Here is a 21,255-nt window from a genome sequence, read left to right as displayed (position 1 = left end):
GCCCTAGCGATTTTGCGAGGCGCGAAGGCTCGCCATTTCGAGGCGCTTGCCCATCCATTCGGCCAATTCCTCGAAGCCCAGCGGGCGGTCGAAGACGATGCCCGCGCGGCGATCGGCATACCAGCGCACTTCGCCCTTGATGGGCTTGAGGCTCTCGACGACGATGACGACTTTCTTGCCAAGGCAATATTCCTCGACCGGCTCGACCTTGATGCCGCCTTGCGAGATGTCCTGCACCGAGACGGTGTAATAGGTGCTGCCGATCTTGAGATTGGCCTTGCAGTCGACCTTGAGGCGCGGCGGGCGGGGGCGGAAGCCGTGGCGCGGTTTCCGGCCTGCGAGCATTTCGCCGAGGTCGAGATTGCGCCCGAACTTGAAGCCCGCGGCGCCTTCGCGCGTCCAGACCACGGTCGAGGGAATCTTCTGGCTGTTGAGTTCGACCGACACTTCCTCGCCAACGGGAATCTGCTGCGAGAGTTCGGCCATGAGACCACCGGCCGAGAGATTGCGCACGCGCACGAGGATTTCGCGGCCCTCGGCGGTTTCCACCTTGGCGACGCGGAGCATCGGCATGACCCGCTCGTCGACGCGCCGCTCGACAGGGCGCGGGACGTCGGTCGACAGGGTGAAGATCGTGGAATCGAAAGCGATATTGTCCTGACCGAACGGCCGGTGCCGCTTTCTCCCCAAGAGCGCACCCAACATGGCGTTCTCCCCACAAAAGACCTAGAATGGAGGTAAATTTGAACTTCGAAGGTTAAAAAGCCGTTTCCATTGCACGAAATGGCGGACAGCCTACAATCGAACGAAGGAATTATTGCGCCGAATTGAAGCTATAGCTGGCGAGTAGGATGGACTTTATGACGCAAACGCAGCCGAGGCTGCTCCTGATCGACGATGAACCTGCGTTGGCGGAATTCCTTGCCGGGGCCGCCACGAGCAGCGGCTTTCAGCCGATCATTGCCGATGACCATGAGCATTTTCGCCGCTGTTACGTCGAGGATAGCCCCGAACTGGTGGCGATCGATCTCGGGATGCCCGGCATGGACGGGATCGAACTGCTGCGTTTCCTTGCCGAACAGAAAGCGTGCCAGCCGATTCTCATCATCTCGGGGTTCGACCGGCGCATCCTCGAAAGCGCCTTCAACCTGGGCGAGGAAATGGGGCTGAAGATGGTGGGGCCGGTGTCCAAGCCTGCCCGGCTCGAGGAGCTGGAGATGCTGCTGGTCCAGCTTCGGGAGCAGCTGGTGCGATGACCGCTCCGCCCGATCTCAAGCTGTTGGACGGGTTTGAACGGGCGCTGATCAACGAGCGGCTGCATTATGCCTACCAACCCAAGATCAGCCTTGCGACGGGCAAGCTGAAGCGGGTCGAGGCGCTGGTGCGCTGGCACGATCCCGAGATGGGCGCGGTGCCGCCGTCTCGCTTCATTCCGCTGGCCGAGGGGCATGGGCTGATCGACCAGCTGACGCGCTACGGGCTCGACCGCTGTTTTACCCAGTGGAAGGAATGGCGCGCCAAGGGGATCGAGTGCGAACTGGCGTTCAACATCTCGGCGATGAACCTCAATGCGCTCGATTTTCCCGATATCGTCGAGGCCAAGTGCGAGGAACATGGGGTTCCCGCCGAATGCCTGGTGCTGGAATTGACCGAAGGCTCGACCCAATCGCTGGTCAATCTGATGGACACGCTGACGCGCTTCCGGATCAAGGGGATCGGGCTGGCGATCGACGATTTCGGGACCGGCTATTCGACCATGAAGCTGGTACGCCAATTGCCTTTTACCGAAGTGAAGATCGACCGTTTCTTCATTTCCGATGCGACCCGTTCGATGGACAGCCGAGTGATCGTCGAGGCGATGATCGGACTGGCGCATGGACTGGGGCTGTCGGCGACCTGCGAGGGCGTGGAGACGCGCGAACAGATCCAGCTTCTTCGCGCGATGGAATGCGATGTCGCGCAGGGTTATGGCGTGAGCAAGCCACTGCTTGCCGAGGACCTACCGGGCTGGATCGAGCAATGGGAAGCCGGCTGGGACGAGATGATCGCACCCTAGAAGAACCTGGCCGCGCGTTCGAGCGCTGCGAGCCCCGCGTCGAGCGTTGCATCGCGCTTGGCAAAGCAGAGCCGGATCATGTGGCGGTCGGGATCGTCGATATAAAAAGGCGACATGGGGATCACCGCGACCCCCGCCTCCTCGACCGCTCGGCGCGCAAATGTCTCATCGTCCGCCGCGATCCCCGAAGCAGCAAGATCGACGGTCATGAAATAGGTGCCCGCGGGCGAGATGGCGCGGTAGCCCGCCTGCTCAAGGCCGCGCAGCATTCGGTCGCGCGAAGAGCGAAACCCGTCCTGCATCGGGGCAATCCAGTCGTCCTGCCCCAGCCCTTTCGCCACCGCGGCCTGGAGATTGGGGGGCGTCGCGAAGGTGGTGAACTGGTGCGCTCGGGCCGCGATCGAGGCAAGGTCGGGATCGGCGACCAGCCAGCCCACCTTCCAGCCGGTGAGCGAGAAGATCTTGCCCGCGGAGCCGCACTTGATCGTGCGCGCGGCCATATCGGGCAGGCTGGCAAAGGGAATGAAATCCTCCTCGCCGAACAGGATATGCTCCCACACCTCGTCGCTGACGACGATGAGGTCATGCGCCTCGGCGACCTCGGCAACCGCCATCAATTCCTCGCGGTCGAACAGCCGTCCGGTCGGGTTGTGCGGATTGTTGAGGATGATGGCGCGACATCGCGGGCCGACCGCCTGTTCGAGCCTGGCACGGTCGATGCGGAAGTCCGGGGCGTCGAGCTTCACCTCGACAGGCGTGCCCCCTGCCCTTCGCACCATCGGTTCATAGGCATCGAAGGCCGGGGTGAAGATAATCACCTCGTCGCCGGGCGAAACGAGCGCCTGCGCGATCACTGCCAGCGCCTCGGTCGCGCCGCTGGTGACCACGACATGATCGGGCGTGAGGTCATGGCCGTAATGGCGGCGATAATGGTCGGCCACGGTCTGGCGCAGTGCCGGAATGCCGCGCGAAGGCGGATATTGGTTCGACCCGCCGGTAACCTCGCGTGCGGCTTCTTCGAGGATGGCGTCGGGCCAGCCGAAATCGGGAAAGCCCTGCCCCAGATTGACTGCGTCATGGCGGGCAGCGGCCTGGCTCATCCGTTCGAAAACGCTGACGTCAATGGCTTCGTAGAGTCTGTTCATCCGGTTCATGGGGACAGCATGGCCTCGATTTCTTCTTCGTCAAAGCCGAGTTCGGCGAGAACCGCGGCACCATCGGCGCCAGGGCGGTGCGGCGGCGCGAGCGGGGCGGGTTCGGGGCCATAGCGCGGAGCGGGCGCGGGCACCGGCCCGAGAGCACCTTCGGCAAAGGAGCCGCGCGCGACATGATGCGGATCGCGCACCGCTTCGTCGAGCGCGAGGACGGGCGTGACGCAGACATCGCTGCCCTCGAAGATGGCGGTCCAATGATCGAGCGGCTTTGCTTCGATCGCGGCGGCAATTGCCGCGCGCTGCACCGGCCATTGATTGCGGTCGAGGAGACTGGCGAAGCGCGGATCATCGACAAGGCCGACAAGCGTGAGGAATTCGCGGTGAAACTGCGGTTCGATCGCTCCCAGCGCGAGAAAGCGGCCGTCGGCGCAGCGATAGCAGCCATAGATGGGCGCGCCCCCGTCGAGCAGATTGGCTTCGCGGGCGTGCGTCCACTGGCCTGCGTTGCGAAGCGCGAACATCAGGCTACCGACCAGCGCGGCGCCGTCGCTCATTGCGCAGTCGATCACGCGACCCTTGTCTGCCCCTGCCGCCATTTCGCGCAGGCAGGCGGCCATCGAGAAAGCCAGCATCATTCCCCCGCCCGCATAATCGGCAACGAGATTGAGCGGTACCGCCGGGCGGTCGGCGGGCCCGATCGCGTCCAACAGGCCCGAGAGCGCGAGATAATTGATGTCATGCCCTGCCTCGTCGCGGCGCGGCCCATATTGTCCCCAGCCGCTGATCCGGCCGATCACCAGTCGTGGATTGAGCGATTGGAGCCTATCGGGGCCGAGACCCAGGGCCTCGAGCTTTCCTGGGCGAAAGGGATCGATCAGGCCATCGGCGCTTTCCACCAGCCGTGTAAAAGCGGTTCGGCAGTGCTCCCACTTGAGATCGAGCGCGATCGAGCGGCGGCCCCGCAGCATCGGATCGCCCGGCACCGAAATCAGCCCTTCGCGCTCGATCCGGATCACCTCGGCGCCATGGTCGGCGAGCATCATCGCCGCGAAGGGGCCGGGTCCCAGCCCCGCCAGTTCGATGATTCGCAGTCCCGAAAGCGGCCCTGTCATGCCGCGCAGCATGGAGGCCGCCGCTGGCCGCCGCAAGCTACCTTTCGGAGCCTTTGCACACGATCGGCACTTGTGCTGGCGCGCCCGCTTGCTAGCCTTGGTCGATGATCCCCGAGCGGCCCCTTTACGATGACGAGCAGCAGGCCTTTCGCGCCAGCGTCCGCCGTTTCATTGCCGAGGAAATCGCTCCCCATACCGCGCGGCACGAAGCCGAGGGGCAAGTCGAGCGCGCGCTGTGGCGGAAGGCAGGCGCGATTGGGATGCTTTGCCCGCAGGTACCCGATGCCTATGGCGGGCTCGGCATGGATTTTCGCGCCAATGCGCTGATCGGCGAGGAACTGGGCTGGGCCGGAGCGCAAGCGGGCTTCACTCTCCAGTCCGACATCGTTGCCGATTATCTCGTCCATTATGGCAGCGAGGAGCAGAAGAAACGCTACCTGCCCGCGATGGTCGAAGGTCGCACCATCAGCGCGATCGCCATGACCGAACCCGGCACCGGAAGCGATCTCCAGGCGATCACCACCCGCGCGGTGCGCGAGGGCAATGGCTGGCGATTGAGCGGGGCCAAGACCTATATCACCAACGGAGCGATGGCCGACCTGGTGATCGTCGCGGCCAAGACAGGCGATGGCGAAGGCGCGCGCAGCCTGTCGCTTTTCCTCGTCGAGGAAGGCGATGCAGGTTTCACGCGGGGCAAGCGGCTCGACAAGATCGGCCTCAAGGGGAATGACACCTCCGAACTCTTCTTCGAGGAAGTCCGGCTTCCCGCCGACCGCCTGCTTGGCGCGGAAAATGGCGGTTTTTCCATGCTGATGGACCAATTACCGCAGGAGCGTCTGTCGATCGCGGTCAATGCGCAGGCCGCCGCGCAGCGCGCCTATGACGAAGCCTTGGCGTTCACCAGCGAGCGGCAGGCCTTTGGCAAGCCCGTGGCGGCTTTCCAGGCGACGCGGTTCCGGCTCGCCGAGATGAAGACCCGCCTGCAGGTGGGTTGGGCGCATCTCGACTGGGCGATCGCGCGCCATGTCGAAGGTGCGCTTAGCCCCGGCGAAGCGAGCGCCGCAAAATTATGGCACAGCGAAATGCTCGGCGAACTCGCCGATGAAGCGCTGCAGCTGCATGGCGGAGCGGGCTATATGAACGAATATCCGATTGCCCGTCTGTGGCGCGACGCGCGGGTCACGCGCATCTATGGCGGCACCTCGGAAATCATGAAGGAAATGGTGGCGCGCGAAGTGGGGGATGGCAGTTGAACCGGCTGAACCGGCGCGCATTGCCACCGCCACCCGCCGCCCGTTATGATCGAGGGCGGCAGGAAAATTGGAGATTGGTGACAAGGTGACGGACCCGAGCCCCATTGCGCCGCATCCCGAGCCGAGCGTTCCGATCGAGAAGATCCACCCCGATGACTGGGTGGTCGCGCTGATTGCCGACAGCCCCGTGGCGTCGGTGGTTTCCGATCCGCGCCTTCCCGACAATCCCATCGTCGCTGCCAACCCGGCCTTTCTCGAGCTCACGGGCTATTCGGAAAAGGAAATTCTCGGGCGCAATTGCCGTTTCCTGGCGGGTCCCAAGACCGAGACCTGGTTGTCGGAGACGATCAGCGAGAGCGTGCGCGAGCATCGGCCCGTGCTGGTGGAGATTCTCAATTACAAGAAGGACGGCACGCCTTTTCGCAATGCGGTGCTGGTCGCGCCCATCTATGACGAGGACAATGCGCTTCGCTATTTCCTCGGCAGCCAGGTCGAGTTGAGCGGCGATGCGCCGGGGCCGCCGTCGCGGCGCTTGAGCGAGGCGCAGCAGATGATCGAGCGGTTGAGCCCGCGGCAGAAGGAAGTGACCACGCTGGTCGCCGCGGGGCTGCGGAACAAGCAGATCGCGCACGAACTGGGGCTGTCGGAAAAGACCGTGAAGATGCATCGCGGGCTGGTGATGGAGAAGCTCGAGTTGAAGTCGAGCGCCGAACTCGTTCGGGTGGCGGTCGAAGCGGGCCTTTAGGCACTACCGACCAAGGTCCATCTGGCGCCGCCTTGTGAGCCCGGTGCATGATGCGAACTGGGCGCTATACCTGCCAATCCCGCTGGCTAGGGTGTGCGACGGTTCATCTCTGCCGCCGACCCGAAACCCGGAACCCGCAGCGCCCACCCTCTCTTCCTGTGGCCGTCGCGAGCGCTCCCCTCGCGGCGGCTTTATCTTGGCAAGTGCACGCCCGCGATCATGCAGCGAAGCGATCCACCCGATTTCTCGATCGTGGGAACGGGCATGGTCAGGATGCGGGCATGGCGCTCGATCCGTTTGCGCTGCTGTGCGTCAAGGGCGGCCGCCGCGCGGGCGGACAGTGCGAGGACGGGGCCGTCGCTGCCGGCCAATTCAAACGCGTTGCCAGCGAATTCGCTGATTTGCTCCTGGCTCAAGGTGATGAGGTCGCGGCCCTGTTCCTGCAGGCGGTTTGCCAGCGCGCGGCGCTGGTCGGCATCGGCGACCATGTCGAGTGCGGCGAGAGCATAGCCCGAGCCGAGCGCCATCATCACATTGGTGTGATAGAGGGGGCTGCCCGAAGCGCCTTGCGCGTCGAACAGCATCGGGCGGTAGGCGAAGTCTTCGCAGAAGCGGTGGAAGAGGACCGGATCGGTGCGGGGCGACACTGCTGCGAAGGCGGTACGGGTCTGGCGGTCGAGAATCATCGATCCCGTGCCCTCGAGGAAGCGGCCTTCCTTTTCGGTCGGGCTGTAATCGACGATTTCGGTGACGCGATAATGGCGCGAGAGAGCATCAAGGATGTCGCGTCGCCGTTCGGGGCGGCGGTTGGCCGCTCGCATCGGGTAGAGCGCGATGCGCCCGTCGCGATGCGTGCTGAACCAATTGTTCGGGAAGACGCTGTCGGGGGTTTCGGTGCCTTCGTCCTCGAACAGGTGGACGGTGACGCCCGCGGCTTCGAGCGCTTCGGCGAGCGAGGTGACTTCGTCGTAGGCGCGGCGCGCGTCGCTGTCCGCGCCGTGCGTCTGGAAGTCGTTATCGAGCGCGGTCTGCGGATTGACGTGGAAATGGTGCGGGCGCACCAGCACCACCGCGATTGGCGGGTGCGATGCGCCCTTGTCATTCATCTTCGGTCAGCCGCCATAGCGGCGAGCGCGGCGGCAAGGGCCTTTGCTCGCCTCGCGTCCTGACCTTCGAGCGACAGAGCGGCAATCTCGGCCTGCACTGCCGACAGCCTTGCCGCATCGCCGCTATCGGCCCCTGCACGGAGGCGCTCGGCCTGTGCAGCGGTCAGCGCGCCCGAGCGTTCGAGCTGGTCGACATAGGCCTTGGCGACCGTGGGATGCGCGGGCCATGTCACGGGGAACTGCTGCTGCGGATTGAAGCTTTCGCCCGTGTCGGCGAGCGCAGCGGCAGCGATTTCATTCTCGCTGAGATGCTCGCTGGGCTTCAAGGCGAAAACATCGAGGCCGCGGGCGATCTCGGTGGCGTAGATGAGGCCGTCATTATAATAGCTCGACCAATAGCCGCCCATCACCAGCCGGTCGGCATGCACCGGGCCGCGGTCGAAATAGGCGATTTCGAAAGGCTTTTCGCTGTCGGTGAAGTCGATGATCGACAGGCCGCCCTGATACCAGCTCTGAACGAAGATATCGCGGCCGGGCACGGGCACCACCGAGCCGTTGTGCGCGACGCAATTTTCCTCGTCCGACTGGGGCGCGGGAAGCTTGAAATAGCTGCGGAACTCGAGCTTGCCGTCAACGATGTCGTAGATGGCATCGGCGCCCCAGTCGCGCGGGTCCGAGGCGCGGCAGCGCGGGCGGCCCCCGCCTCCCCATTCGTCGGTGAACAGTACCTTGGTGCCATCGTTGTTGAAGGTGGCGGAGTGCCAATAGGCAAAGCCCTTGTCGGTGACCGCGTCGATGCGGCGCGGGTTCATCGGGTCGGAAATATCGAGAAGGATACCATTACCCGAGCAGGCGCCGGCAGCAAGCTTCGCCGTCGGAAAGATGGTGATGTCGTGGCACATGTCGGTGCGATAGGTCGACTGGGTGCCTTCGCCATGGTCGCCTCCGCGCCACAGGCCGGCGATCTGGCCGTCCTGTTCGAAAACGCGCGGGCTGGAGACGATGCGCGCGGCGGCGGGATTGGCGAGCGGGATCTCGACCACGTCGATCGAGAAAAGGCTGGTGCGCTGATCGCCGGGAACGTCGCCGACGCAGCCTTCGAGTTCCTTGCCGTCGCGGACCGAGCCGGTACCCGAGACATAGACGAGGAGCCGTTCGTCATTGCTGTCGACCACCGAATGGGTGTGGCTGCCGCGGCAGGTCTGGACCTGGCCGACCTGGCGCGGGCGGCGGATGTCGGAAATGTCGAAGATGCGGATACCGCGGAAGCGATTGGGGCTGATATCCTCCATCACGCCCTGCTGTCCGCAGTCGCGGCGCGCGCGGGTCTGTTCGACCGACATGATGAGGAGGTTGCCAACGACCGAGACATCGCCCTGGCCACCCGGGCAGACGACCGAAGTGACGAGCTGCGGCGCGGCGCCCTTGACCATGCGGTAGATATTGAAGCCGTGATAATTGCCGACGAAAAGATGATCGCCCGAGAAGGCCATGTCGGTCTGCGAGAAGGACAGAAGCGGTGAGCGTTCGTGCCATTCGCTGTCTTCGTCCACGCCTTCGTCGCCGCGATCGGGATCGGCGGCCTTTTCCGCGTCTTCGTCTTTCTTCGGCTTTCGGGCGGGGAGCTGCGCGGGGTTGGCGGGGTCGAAGAAGCCCGCGGGCTTGGGAAGCGCGGCAACCAGTTCGAGATTGGAGATGGCAGTCCCAGCATCGCGGAAGCCTACCGCGAGGGTCGAGCGGGGATCGGGCGACAAGCCCGCGAGCAGGCGGTTCATGCGCGTGATCTCGGCGCTCTGGTCGTTTTCGACATCGCTGATGAATTCAAAGAGGACGGGATCATAGGCCGTGCCCGGCTGTTCGCGCAGCCATTCGACCATCTCGATCGCGCCTTCGTGGTGGGCGATCATCAGATCGAGAAAAAGGCGATCGAAAGCGCCGCCGCGCGCGGCCGCGAGGCGTGCCATATCCTCATCGCTGGCCATGCCTTTCATGTGGTGCATGGCATGAGTGCCGTCGGTCGAGGCGCCATGATCGGTGAGCCATTCGCGCATGAAGGCGATTTCATCGTCCTGGCCCTTGGAAATGCGGCCGGCGATCTCGACGATGTCGGGATTGTTGGTGCGTTCATCGACCAGCGCGGCCATCCGGCTGGCTTGCGCATGGTGCGGTATCATCGACTGGAGAAACTGGATGTCGGCGAGGCTGTGGCGCGTGTCGGCGATGCGGCTGGCTGCATCGGCGCTGATTTCCTTGGAGGCGTCGCCCGGGGCGCCCGGCAGGATTATGGGTGCATTTTGCGCTCGCACCGGTGAGCTTAGCGCGAGTGCTATGACAAGCCCCGATAAGGCATTTGACGTTAACGAATTCGCCTTTGTCATCGCTATAGGTAACCTTCCCAAAAAAACACCCCGTCTGGTCTACATGGCAGAGTAAAAAAGGAAAGGGCGCTGACGCTCGCCTTGTCCTGTCTGCTCTAATAGGCACGATGCAAACCCGCCATCGCTCCAACAAAGCTTTGCCGGCGAAAAATAATCACCCTGTCCTAAAGCTCCCGTGCCCGGCGAGCCAAGCGATCCGTACGAACAATTATTACGGTCTGCCGTATTTTCCACATATTGCACAGAGCGGCGCCAGGCGCAGAATGAATGCTTCTCAAGCAAGGAATGCCTGAATGGAGAAAACCTTTAAGGATTTGGCCCTCGACGCGCTCGAGAAAGCGGATCGAGCACAATCGATGCTCGCCCAAAACGCGTACTTGGAACTAGCATTCTTTTATCGGAGGCAGATGCGTCGGTAAGCAAGTGGACCAGTTCGTTCTGTGTGCCGGCAATTTCGAGTCCAGCCAAGTTCGGGAATGCCAGTTGTACTTTCCGAGGAAAGCCCTTCTTTCAGATAAGCGCCGCAAGTTGGCAGATGACACCGCCTAGTAAAAAGGGCGCCAGATTGACACTGGCGCCCTAGTGCGATTCGACACGCAGTTTGTGTTAGCTAATCGATCTATCAGTCGCTGAAAAGCCGGGCGATCACAACTGAACTACACTTCTCCAATAAACTTGCGGGCGCTCGCACCCTGCACACGGCTAGCGCCCACAACCAGTGGGCAGCGCCTCCTGGCCGGATATCCAGGACTAGTCAGTTAAAAAGATTTGAGGCTCCGCCGTTTCCGGCGAAGCCTCTATGTGAGACCAGTGGGTGTGGTCTTTGCCAAGCCGACCAAAGCTTGGTTCTTCCTTTTCGTACAAACTCTTTAAAAGGCGGTCTCCACCAAGTTCAAATTGGATGAGTATGTCACGGCGTAGTCAGTTCAAAATGGATCAGCAGGTGACCTGACGATAAATTCTGGCGCTCATTGTGGGGACATGAAAACACGTGAACCGCGTACACCTGTAATTATTCCTGCACGGCTACGTGATCGTACTGGCTGGACCGATGCCACAGTATTGAACATGTCGCAGCGGGGACTGATGTTTACGTCCAGCGCCCAAATGCAACGGGGCCAATATGTCGAACTTCGCCGGGGGCCTTACGTCATCGTGGCTAGAGTAGCCTGGACCAATGGCAAGCATTGCGGCGCCAGGTCTCAAGACAGCCTCCCGATTGATGATATCATCCGACTACGCCCACCGCCCAAACGAGATTCGGAACTAGTCGAACGACGCGCTTCGCCCCGCAAAGATTCCGGGAAACCGGACGCGCGTAATATTGGCCGCAACTTTGAAAACATAGCGTTAGCCGTCGCGGGTCTAATCGGAGTCGCTTTTATAGCGCACACGACATTTGTTGCGCTCTCTCAACCCATCCAGAAGGTCGTCGCATCACTGGCCGCACAATAGTAGCACTGCTGCCTCTGGGCACCAGAATGACAATCGTTACGACCGGCCCGCTCCCTACGTTAACTTAATTACTTTTTAACTCGCCATGGCTAACCCACCCCTAGAAATATCCAATCTGGATAGATGAAGAAGTGGGTGATCAATGACCAGAACCATTAAACTCGCGCTACTGGGTGCTTTGGCATGTGGCACGGTGTCAACTCCGGCCACAGCAGCCACGGATGGCACGCTCGGCGCCACCTCGACCGGAAGCGTCAACATCAACGCTTCGATTGCCGGCCGCGTCCGCATCTCGGGTCTTAGCGACGTCACTTTCACTAATGTTGATCCTACGATTGACGCGACAAATGCTCAAAACGTCTGTGTCTGGAGCAACACTGCTACGCGTGGGTACAATATTACCGCTATGGGAAGCGGGGCTGGCGGTGCTTTCACGTTGGCGAGCGGCGCCCTCCCGGTTGTGCCCTACACCGTCGAATGGGCAGGCAACTCCGGCGCGACCAGCGGAAACGCGCTCGCTTCTGGGACGGCCTACACCGGCCTCACAAGTGCAGCAACCAACCCCAATTGTTCATCGGGGCCATCAGCAAGTGCCAGCCTAATCGTTAAGATCGGTGCGTCAGAGCTGCAATCAATGACGTCAGGGACCACCTATTCGGGAACACTCACTCTACTGGTGGCCCCCGAGTAAGGACTGGCACACACTGCAAATTTGGCTAATCTCTCCTCCGGGGTGGGGCTGAGAATGAATGCAAACCGATCGGGTGCTCACTGGATTGCGGTTTTTGTCGCCGCGATTGTAGCGCTTCCCAATCCTGCGACTGCACAGTCGGCACCTAAGGTTCGCATATCGGGCCTCAGCGACATCGATTTCGGACCTATTCCTGACCTGTCGCTTGACGCGACGAGTTCCCAAAGCGTCTGCGTTTACAGCAAGGACTCTGCCTACAATGTCACTGCGATAGGTTCGGGTCTGGCAGGTGCATTCGCTCTAAATGGCACCTCGGCGCCACTGCGCTATGAGGTTGAATGGTCAGATCGGAGCGGCGCCCCTTCGGGATTTTCGTTGCAACCGAACATGCCTCTTGGGGGACAAACCACCGCAGCGACCCATCAGGCTTGTCGAAATGGGCCAGCGGCGAGCGCGACCCTCATCGTGCGTATTCGCTCAAGCGAGTTGGGCAGAGCGCGCATGGGAGCTTACAGCGGATCTCTCACTCTTCTCATTGGACCTGAGTGATGAGGCGATTTCTGTATGCGGTAGCTTGCGTTCTGGCGGCCTCCGCACAGCCGGGCATCGCGCTAGGTGCCGGCATTCAATCTCCTCCGGAAGGTTTCGAGGACCTTGCAGAGCAGCGCTTGCTGATCGTCGACCTGTATTATGGCGGCAAAAATATTGGCCAGGTCGAGGTGATTTTGGAAAACGGCAAAATGAAGTTCAGCCAACCCTCAGAGGTAGCTGACCTCATCCCGCTTATTACCAATCGTGAGAAATTAAAGGATCTCCTTGCACAACCCCTTGCGCAGAACAGCAATCTCGCGTGCGGTAACTTCAATTCTTCCAGATGCGGTAGATTGGAAGAGGATGGGGTGGGAGTGATCGTGCATGAAGACCAGTTCCGCGTGGACTTATTCCTTTCTCCGGAATTCTACCCCGATCAGGCAACCGCAGCGCAAACGTTTGTTAGTCCCAGCCATCGAGCTCCCGGATTGGCCTTCTCCGTAGCTGCGACAGCATCTGGAACGGAAGCCGACAGTGAATACTTTTTCCAGAACGACCTTGTCGGATCCTTGGGGAGTGCAAGGTTTAGATCTCGAGCGTCGATTTCTTCTAGCTATGGAAGCGAACTCGAAATCGCGGAACTGGAGAAGGATTTCGACGGCTGGCGAGCAAAAGGTGGGCTGTTTCATGTGCCTGGAAACGAATTCACAGGACGCCGCCGCTTACTGGGGGTGGGATACGAAACCCAACTGGACTCGCGTGCGGATCGAGAGGAGCTGACCGGATCACCTCTAAGCATATTTCTTTCGCGGCCCGCCCGCGTGGAAATCTTCGTGGAGGGCCGCCTGGCAAGCGCCGCATTCTATGAAAGTGGACCGGTTGATCTGGGGACCCATGACCTGCCCGCTGGATCCTATCCCGTCACAATACGTGTTGTTGATGGTGGGAGCGTCCTGCGTGAAGAGCGCCGGTTTTTTACCAAGGACGACAAGGTGCCTCCGGTAGGAGAAACCGCACATCGCATTTTCGGTGGAATCCTCTACGATTATGGAGGATCGCCAAAATCGCCCTATCTGGAAGGCGCTATCGAGCGCCGTCTCAGTCGTGGTGCCGCCATGGACGCTAGTGCGATAGCGACAAACTCAAAACTGCTCCTGCAGCTTGGAAGCACCCTGCTTTCGGAAATCGGAGATATTCGCGCATCCGCCTTCATCTCGAACGATGCAGATCATGGATTCCGACTCCAAGCATCCTCCCGTGCAAGTCGACACTTTTCATTTCACGGTGACCTACGTCGCGTCTGGAGCAAGGATTCTTCTCCCCTTATTCCTGCAGACTTCAACTTGCGCAACTTCCGCACCTCGCTGCGGCCAGGAAGTTTCCTATCAAATGGAAGCTATAGTCAGGCGTTAGGAATTTTGCGTTTCCGGCGGGGCAAGGTCGGGTTGGGCTTGAATGGTTATTACCGGAAAGAGTCCGGCATTGCCGCGAATTATTCGTTCGGCCCTTCAATCGAATACAACGTAATACAGAGACGGCTGCTCCGGGTAGATCTGGTCGCCGACGCGCAGGAAACTAATTCGTCGTTCTCCTCCTTTGCGGGCGTACGCGTCTTTGCGACATTAGGACCTGCAACTGCCAACTTGAGGACCGGGCGCGCCGTTTATGACCCTGGTCATGCCAGTAGATCGCGTTGGGTAATGGACGGTGATACGACGGTCAGTAAGACTTTTGACTGGGGGCGTGCGTACGGATCCGCTGGACTGGTGCGTGACATTCAGCAGACTGCCTTGAGAGTGGCCGGAGCCGCAGATCACGAACTGGGGTACGCGACCGGAGAAGTCGTTCATGCTCTGCAAGGATCCAGTCTGACGCAGTATGCCATCACTGCCCGTACGGGTGCTGCCTATGCCAACAAGGAAATAACCGTTGTAGGCTCGAGGTTTCGCGAAGCCGCTGTGGCAGTGAGGCTAGAGGGTCAGGGAACCGATGAATTTGATGTAATGGTTGATGATCGCAAGCTCGCGCGCACCAGAACTGGAAAGACTATCACCCTGTTCCTGGAGCCTTACCGCAACTACCGAATTACAATCCGTCCTTCGCGGTCAACCAATGTCGGGTTCGACTTATCGCCCAAAGAAGTGACTCTCTTTCCAGGAAACGTAGCCCCCGTTACTTGGACGATTGCACCCAAGGTGACTTACTTTGGCCGAGCCCTTACATCGAATGGCGAGCCTCTTGTCCGTCACATGCTTCGATCTTCTCAAGGGATCGGTCAGACCGACGACCACGGCTTTTTCCAAATCGACGCCACGCCGGGAGAAACAGTCGTGGCTCAAGGACAAGAGCCCTGCCGAATTGATCTTCCACCTGTCGACTCTGAAACCGAATTCAAAGCTTTCGAGGAAATAATATGCGCGCCCTGAACCCCACGCATCTTTCCTGTTTTGGAGCGATGCTGCTATTAAGCTTGTTAGCCGTGCCCACGCCCGCAATGGGGGAACTGTTAATAGACAAGCTAATTGTAGAACTTCGACAAGGAAAGGTGAACCGTCAAGATCTCACTGTCTGGAACAAATCTCCCGACCGAGTTTACATTTTAGTAGAACCAAGCCTTATTACCAATCCTGGAAAGTCTACCCAGAGGCGGGTGAATTCCGTTGATCCTCGCGAAATTGGCCTTTTGGCTTCGCCACAAAGGATGATTCTAGAGCCTGGCCAACAGCGGTTGCTCCGTATTGCCAGTCTAACAACTGACGCTTCCCTCGAGCGAGTGTATCGGGTGACAGTGCGACCTGTTGTCAATGAGGACGCTGCGGACGGAGGACTCGAATTGTTAGTGGGATACGATCTACTCGTCCTCGCCCGTCCTGCGATCACCGACTTTTCTGTAACGACCCTCCGGCAAGGTCAGCAACTGACCCTAAGGAACGAAGGGAATTCAAGCGTGGAATTACTAAAAATCAGGCAGTGCGACCGGAGCGGTCATTGCTCAGATCAAACAGGTAAGCGACTATATGCAGGAGCTGAGTGGCAGACACAACTTAACAGCCACGGCCCTGCAGAACTCTTCTTCAGCACTGCGGACGGGCCAAAAACAAAAACCGTAAAATGAGCCCCTCTTATTGTGGGACGATCAGAAGATATTGTCGGTTAGCATCGTATTGACGTTTGACGAGATGCACCCGCGATCGTGATCCAGAAAAGGGGGCCGCGCCATTCCCCCGACCCTCGACCTTTTCTACGGATGCACTGGGTTTCACCGAAACGGAAATCCGAACTGAGGCCTGCCTTCCCTCACCTAACCGATCCTGCCCATGTGCGCGATCAATAGCTGTGAACTGCAGGGCTAACGCCGTTGCGATCGAGAAACCAATTGATGCCACATCGTCCATACTGGCGAAGATAGGCCCCCTTCATGACTAAGGATTTGCCCTTCTATCCAATCTGAACAGGCTCAGACTTGCATGCTAGTTGAGCTCCGGGGATCGCGGGACTCTGGCCCTGCACAAGTCAGAATTCATCTTCGCCTCCTGCACGCGAGCTGGGCTCGCGGGCGCTCGCGATTTTCTCAAAGTTGGCAAGATGGCGGCGCCATTCCTGGGCTCTACAAACCAAGCGTCCTATTTGCTACCTTGGCGAAATGCCGTGGAGAGATAGATTTCGGCATTGCCAGCATGAGCGGAGCGAAAATTCAGCGCAATAATTCTCATTGTCCGTTATTTCTGAACGGCTCGGCTCGGGGCAGCGTGAAACATATCTCTGCGCCTTTCCCTGATGGCTCCTCGACCCATATTCGTCCTCCCTGGGCCTCCACGATCGTGCGTGATAGCGCGAGTCCTAGACCCAACCCTTCGGGCTTGGCCGAAGAAAAGGCATCAAACGCCTGATTGCTCATTTCAAAGCCCGGGCCGTCGTCCCGAATGGACACTTCTACCCAGTTCCCCTTCGCGCTAGCTTGGACTTCAACTTTCGGTGGCTCGTCACCACCTGCTTCAAGCGCGTTCTTTATGAGATTGTAGAAAACTTGTTTCACAAGCGCCTTGCGGCCACTGATATGTAGTGCTGCGGTGGTGTCGTCTACATGTATACTGGACGTGTCGTAATTCGGGTCGGCTTCAAGAAGCTCTAAAGCGTCCGACACTGGGTCGTACAACGGGAATGTTTCTGTCGCATCGTCGTTTGGCGAGACCAACTCGCGTGCCGCGCCAATCATCTCCCCGAGGAGAGTGACCTGCTTCCTCGCTTTGCGGAGGTAGGTGACGACCTGTCGATCACCATCCTTTCCATCCTGAAGCCGTCGAATGGCTACCGACAAAAAATTTGCAATGACAGTAAGTGGTTGGTTGACCTCATGAGCGAGAGTGGCAGTTAGCGCGCTCATCGACTGCAACCTGGCTTGTGCAGCCGCCCTCGCTCGCAGAAACTGTAAATTCCTTTCGTCATCAATTGATTGGTCAACGCCATAAATCTTGACGACCTGCCCCTCATCGTCGAGTTGCGGACTGGCGGTAATCCTACGCATCGAAGCCGAACCGTCCGCGGTTCGGCCCTCCAGTTCAAAAGTTTTCGAAGTCTTATTGGCTTTTATCTGGTCCAAAGCCTCACTGAACTTCGAGAAGCTTTCCAGATTTAAGAAATCGGTGAGTTCAAGATGTCCCAGCTCCGCTCGATCTATTCCGTAGATATGTTGGAGGTTATCTGAAAATATGAAGGTCGCATTAGAAACGTTATATTCCCAATCGCCTAACTGCCCCAAAGCCTGGGCATAATTAAGTCTTTCAATTGAGGCTTGGGCAGCCGCGACCTGCCTTGCTCTTCTGCGCAGATACACAAAAAGAAAAGCTAACGCGATCACGCTGCCCACGACCGAAATTGAGATCACTGCAATCGCGATCAGGCGGTCTTGGACAAGAGCGCCGAGGTAGCGATCGCGGCGCATCCCGCTCGTAGCAAAAACGTGATAGTCTTCGATCCGCCGGTGAGAAAATATGTACGGCTCACCCGTGATTGAGTGCGGGCCAATGTAAGTGCCATTTGGATTCGCGTATTGCCTTCGCATGACCAGGGTGCCCGCTAGGTTGTCGCCACCGGTGTAATTGCTCCCAGTGCGACGTATTCGTGTGACACCATCGAGGCCGATCAGAGAAATTAACTCGCTCTCCTCGTAAACGTCATGTTCGCTGAATGCCGTCAACACCGTCGGAGAAAAGAAAGCGAACAGATATCGCTCGCTGTCCGCGCGTGGTTTAATTGCCAGTGCGAGAACCTCTTTTTCAGCGCCTATTGCCAAGGGGCGACTCAACCACCCCTCTCCTCCGAATTTCGCCAAACGTTCGCGAAGCTCATTCTCAAGCGTTGGCTCTAAAAGGAAGTCTCGATCCGTAGCCGCACGAGCTGAGGGAGTGCGCACATAAATACCACGCAGAATGACCGACCTGCCGAGAGCTTCGCGGAGCACATCCGCAAGCTCCTCGCCAGTCATTTCTGGGCTGTGATCTAATTCGTGGCCGACATAATCCAGCGATTGTCGTGCGACTGCGAGCATTCTCAGCGTGAACTGTTCAAAGGTTCTCGCCCGCATCTGGTTCTGAAGCTTGGCCTCGTTAACCATTTGATCGCGCTGTGCCGAGAACCACTGCAGTGTCATCCCAGTCACGAGCGCACAGAAAATCATGAGAAATATTGTCGCAATGAAAACGACCCGTCTGGCACCAGGCATGCTGTATCCGTGCGTAAATTGAAGTGGCAACCCGACCTCTGCCTCTACGCCGTCATTCTTAAGAAAATTCATACCGTAGTACTACTGCAAGGAAATGCCACCATAATACTGTAGTAGTATACCGAGATTTCTATTTGCCCTCGCAGAACGTATCCATAATGATTATTTTTCAGGGGGCGTATCTCATGCAGAATGTTGCTCAACATAACATCGTCGACATTAATCCTGGTCTTTTGGTCAACGTAGACCACGAAGATGTGAGCGTAACTGCAGAAGATTTTGAGCAGGAGTTTAGAAGAAGGAGCATTCGGTCCCAATTCCTGCCCTCCGACCTGTTCGCAGAAGCCGGCTGGGAAATGCTGCTCTTTCTGGCCTTGCGCCACACTCAGCAGCGCCGCACCACCGTTAGCGAAGCCTGTAAGGCAACTTGCGCTCCTTACGCCAGTGCGTGGCGATGGCTGAACCGCTTGATGGAAGATGACCTGGTCGTTGTCAGGCAAGATCCACTGAACCGCCGTCGGAAGTTTGTAGAGCTGACGCCGGAAGCATTCACCCGCATCAGTTTGGCGGTGAGAATGCAGCGGGCCGAGGCTGCATAGCGTTAGGTGATACGCGGGTTCGATGATTCCTCTTCTGCCCGGATGATCACAGCAACCAATTGCGCGAGATTACGGACCCCCAATCGCTCCATCGCTCGCGCCCGGTGCATCTCCGCGGTCCGCACGCTAATATCGAGAAGATGAGCCACTTCCTTATTGGAACGGCCTTCACTCAAGAGCTGTGCAACCTCGAATTCGCGAGGCGTTAGCGCCTCTAGCGCCGCCTTCGCCTCGGCTTGGCGTTGAAATTTATAGCCAGAACAGGAGACTGTCTGAGCCTGTTTTTCGATCGCCTCCACCAACTCAGCTTCTTTATATGGTTTGTGCAGAAAATCCTTCGCGCCTACTCTGAGCGCCGACACAGCGGCATTCACGTCGCCGTGCGCAGTCAATACAATTGTGCGCAGATCGGGACGGCTAGGCGCAAATTGCGCCACCATGTCCAATCCGCTCATGTTGGGTAGGCGCAGGTCCGCCAGGACAACACCGCCTTGCAAATGCGGTTCCAAATCAAGGAAAGCCTCCGCGCAGCGGAATTGATGCACTTGGTAACCATAGAGCTGCAGCAAGCAATCCAAGCTTTCCCTGACCTCCGCGTGGTCATCTACGACATAAACCCGCGTAACTTGAGGATTAGGACCTAAATTATGCCGTTTGATGGCGACCCCATTGTGATTGGGCATTACATCTCTCGCTGTCGCCACAAGGATGCAGCGTGGGTACCGAGCGACGTCATCATTAGACCAATTCGGATGAAAGCGCAAACGACCTAATAATTACAATGGGTTAAACATCCATATTACACTGGGTAATGATTCCGTTACTGCTATAGAGGTGTATCACCTATTCGAAATCGATCACACGAAGCTCATATTGCAATTCACCGGTCCGAACGATGCGCACCCTTTTGCGATGCGCTGGGTGGACTTCCCAGACATGCTGGCCCGACTCAAACGCTTTCTGAATTCGGACAGCTGCGCGCGCCTTTGACCGAACTTCTACAACAGGCACGGGCTCACTCACAGCATCGGACTGCGGGACTGCCGACATCAACCATAGTGCCAGGAAATTCGTCATGCAGGGAGAATGACATTCAATTAAAAATGCGGGGTGAAATGTTGATCCAAATTGGTAGTGATTGGAAATCAGGCTCAGGATCTCCCACCCACTGGCTGCCGACCTTGAATTGTCGCTGGCCTTTCCGGCATTCGAAGCGCGGTGGTCCAGACCGAATTCATTTCGGACGGACTGATTATTTATCGTTAATCGCGCTTTAGGGTTTATCATTTAATTCGGATCCCCTCCATTCAAGCAGGGCCCGAAAAATGACGAAACTGTCCGCCGTCTCGGCACTCACGATCGCCTTTTTGAGCATCGAGCCGGCATTCGCCCAGAATACTACGCTGAATGCTGATTTTCAGTCCGGAGCGATCGCAGAGTATTCCGGAAATAACTCAAACCGAACCTCTAATGCGGTTCTTTTTGATGGGCTCAATTCTGCCTTTGGCTCGACCAATGTTAGTTCAATAAATATCAGCCAATCGACTGATGACGGAAACTGGGGAGGAAGCGGCAACAACACAGCGGTTACAGCGACCATCCATTTTGTCGATGGTTCGTCGATAACATTTCAGGCATCGCTCGAATGGGTTCGAAATGCGGGCGGCGGCGGATATGATTGGATTGGAGTTACCAGCCAAGCCAATCAGGATGATGGGTACAAGGTTTCCGATCCCGCCCTAAAAAAAACTTATGTCCTACAATTTCCGCAAAGCTCACTCGACCTGTCCTCGTTGCTTCCGGATGGAGTCGACGGTAGCCAAAACTCAGGCGCCACTCTTAGCGCACTCAATCAGTATTTTCCTGGACCCGGATCGTCGTCGCTGACTTTCACCTCTTCCAACACCTTCAGCTATGCTGAGAACTCCGGCGATACCAACGCGATTGGCACAGTCCAGACAGCGAATGCTACGGGAGCGGTTCGTTACGCGATAGTCTCAGGCAATTCTCAGGGTTGGTACGAAATCGATCCTGCGTCCGGCGTCCTCTCCCTGACTCCCACAGGAGTCGCTGCAGCCATACCTAATGATTTCGAAACATCGCCGAATAGTCGATCAATTACGGTTGAAGCTGACGATGGATCAGGCGTCGTTGCACAGACTATCACACTAACTGAAACCGACGTCCTCGAGGTCGGTCTGATCACCTTCACGAGCGGCGGCAGCTTCGACTATGCGGAGAACTCTGCCGAGACCGATGTCCTGGCGACGGTTGCGGCGACCGGCGGCGCCGCCCCCCTGACCTACTCGATCATCGCGGGCAATGCCGATGGCTGGTACGCGATCGATCCGGCGACCGGCGAGATCAGGCTGACCGCTGCTGGCGTGGCCGCGGCAGCCAACGACTTCGAGACGGCCCCGAACGCGCATGTACTGACGGTTCAGGCCTCTGAC

General features: G+C 58.6%; 16 protein-coding genes. 9 read left to right on the top strand and 7 right to left on the bottom strand.

Features of this window, described 5'->3' with window-relative positions; translation table 11 throughout:
• Positions 1 to 3: 3 nt before the first annotated feature.
• Positions 4 to 705, bottom strand: coding sequence for a PilZ domain-containing protein (locus FHS50_RS02500; protein ID WP_183932808.1), 702 nt, complete (start codon positions 703 to 705; stop codon positions 4 to 6).
• Between the two features lie 155 nt (positions 706 to 860).
• Here FHS50_RS02500 and FHS50_RS02495 point away from each other — a divergent pair, with 155 nt between their 5' ends.
• Both FHS50_RS02495 and FHS50_RS02490 read left to right on the top strand, forming a co-directional pair.
• Complete coding sequence (locus FHS50_RS02495) at positions 861 to 1,256, top strand: response regulator (RefSeq protein WP_183932807.1); 396 nt, start codon at positions 861 to 863, stop codon at positions 1,254 to 1,256.
• The gene (locus FHS50_RS02490; RefSeq protein ID WP_183932806.1) at positions 1,253 to 2,056 is read left to right on the top strand and encodes an EAL domain-containing protein; all 804 of its coding nucleotides are present in this window, start codon (positions 1,253 to 1,255) and stop codon (positions 2,054 to 2,056) included. Before FHS50_RS02495 ends, FHS50_RS02490 begins: the two co-directional genes overlap by 4 nt.
• Here the strand turns inward: FHS50_RS02490 and FHS50_RS02485 are convergent.
• Together FHS50_RS02485 and FHS50_RS02480 are read right to left on the bottom strand one after the other, a co-directional pair.
• The gene (locus tag FHS50_RS02485; RefSeq protein WP_343050582.1) at positions 2,053 to 3,210 is read right to left on the bottom strand and encodes an aminotransferase; all 1,158 of its coding nucleotides are present in this window, start codon (positions 3,208 to 3,210) and stop codon (positions 2,053 to 2,055) included. The two genes, FHS50_RS02490 and FHS50_RS02485, sit on opposite strands and share 4 nt — an antisense overlap.
• Positions 3,207 to 4,322 carry a CaiB/BaiF CoA transferase family protein gene (locus FHS50_RS02480; RefSeq protein WP_183932805.1) on the bottom strand — a complete coding sequence of 372 codons (1,116 nt, stop codon included), beginning with the start codon at positions 4,320 to 4,322 and terminating at the stop codon, positions 3,207 to 3,209. Before FHS50_RS02480 ends, FHS50_RS02485 begins: the two co-directional genes overlap by 4 nt.
• Before the next feature lie 104 nt (positions 4,323 to 4,426).
• Between FHS50_RS02480 and FHS50_RS02475 the strand changes: the two genes are divergently transcribed.
• Together FHS50_RS02475 and FHS50_RS02470 are read left to right on the top strand one after the other, a co-directional pair.
• Complete coding sequence (locus tag FHS50_RS02475) at positions 4,427 to 5,575, top strand: acyl-CoA dehydrogenase family protein (protein WP_183932804.1); 1,149 nt, start codon at positions 4,427 to 4,429, stop codon at positions 5,573 to 5,575.
• A gap of 85 nt (positions 5,576 to 5,660) precedes the next feature.
• Positions 5,661 to 6,320 carry a LuxR C-terminal-related transcriptional regulator gene (locus FHS50_RS02470; protein ID WP_322597108.1) on the top strand — a complete coding sequence of 220 codons (660 nt, stop codon included), beginning with the start codon at positions 5,661 to 5,663 and terminating at the stop codon, positions 6,318 to 6,320.
• A gap of 191 nt (positions 6,321 to 6,511) precedes the next feature.
• Here FHS50_RS02470 and ctlX read toward each other — a convergent pair whose 3' ends face one another.
• Positions 6,512 to 7,426 carry a citrulline utilization hydrolase CtlX gene (gene ctlX / locus FHS50_RS02465; protein WP_183932803.1) on the bottom strand — a complete coding sequence of 305 codons (915 nt, stop codon included), beginning with the start codon at positions 7,424 to 7,426 and terminating at the stop codon, positions 6,512 to 6,514.
• Entirely contained in the window at positions 7,423 to 9,732 is a 2,310-nt protein-coding gene (locus FHS50_RS02460; RefSeq protein WP_322597107.1) for a DUF305 domain-containing protein, read from the bottom strand. Before FHS50_RS02460 ends, ctlX begins: the two co-directional genes overlap by 4 nt.
• 1,053 nt (positions 9,733 to 10,785) lie before the next feature.
• On the opposite strand from FHS50_RS02460, the gene FHS50_RS10875 reads away from it, so the two are divergent.
• The 3 genes from FHS50_RS10875 to FHS50_RS02445 all read left to right on the top strand — a co-directional run bounded on the left by FHS50_RS10875 (position 10,786) and on the right by FHS50_RS02445 (position 15,596).
• Positions 10,786 to 11,259, top strand: a complete 474-nt coding sequence (locus FHS50_RS10875) for a PilZ domain-containing protein (protein ID WP_183932801.1) — start codon at positions 10,786 to 10,788, stop codon at positions 11,257 to 11,259.
• Positions 11,260 to 12,498: 1,239 nt separating this feature from the next.
• Complete coding sequence (locus FHS50_RS02450) at positions 12,499 to 14,907, top strand: TcfC E-set like domain-containing protein (protein WP_183932800.1); 2,409 nt, start codon at positions 12,499 to 12,501, stop codon at positions 14,905 to 14,907.
• Entirely contained in the window at positions 14,895 to 15,596 is a 702-nt protein-coding gene (locus tag FHS50_RS02445) for a fimbria/pilus periplasmic chaperone (protein WP_183932799.1), read from the top strand. Before FHS50_RS02450 ends, FHS50_RS02445 begins: the two co-directional genes overlap by 13 nt.
• 594 nt (positions 15,597 to 16,190) lie before the next feature.
• On the opposite strand, the gene FHS50_RS02440 is transcribed toward FHS50_RS02445, so the two are convergent.
• Positions 16,191 to 18,275 (bottom strand): sensor histidine kinase, encoded by a 2,085-nt coding sequence (locus FHS50_RS02440; RefSeq protein ID WP_183932798.1) that lies wholly within the window; start codon positions 18,273 to 18,275, stop codon positions 16,191 to 16,193.
• A gap of 86 nt (positions 18,276 to 18,361) precedes the next feature.
• Here FHS50_RS02440 and FHS50_RS02435 point away from each other — a divergent pair, with 86 nt between their 5' ends.
• On the top strand, positions 18,362 to 18,802 hold the full coding sequence (locus FHS50_RS02435) for a helix-turn-helix domain-containing protein (protein ID WP_183932797.1): 441 nt from the start codon (positions 18,362 to 18,364) through the stop codon (positions 18,800 to 18,802).
• Positions 18,803 to 18,804: 2 nt separating this feature from the next.
• On the opposite strand, the gene FHS50_RS02430 is transcribed toward FHS50_RS02435, so the two are convergent.
• Positions 18,805 to 19,485, bottom strand: a complete 681-nt coding sequence (locus FHS50_RS02430) for a response regulator transcription factor (RefSeq protein WP_183932796.1) — start codon at positions 19,483 to 19,485, stop codon at positions 18,805 to 18,807.
• A 642-nt stretch (positions 19,486 to 20,127) separates the two neighbouring features.
• Here FHS50_RS02430 and FHS50_RS02425 point away from each other — a divergent pair.
• Positions 20,128 to 21,255, top strand: a 1,128-nt coding sequence (locus FHS50_RS02425; RefSeq protein WP_183932795.1) for a cadherin repeat domain-containing protein, incomplete at its 3' end; no start/stop codon positions are given.

Source organism: Sphingomicrobium lutaoense, from assembly GCF_014195685.1.
In the GTDB taxonomy this organism is placed as follows: Bacteria; Pseudomonadota; Alphaproteobacteria; order Sphingomonadales; family Sphingomonadaceae; genus Sphingomicrobium; species Sphingomicrobium lutaoense.
Note: the sequence above shows the minus strand (reverse complement) of the source record. Positions and strands in the feature narration are given on the sequence as shown.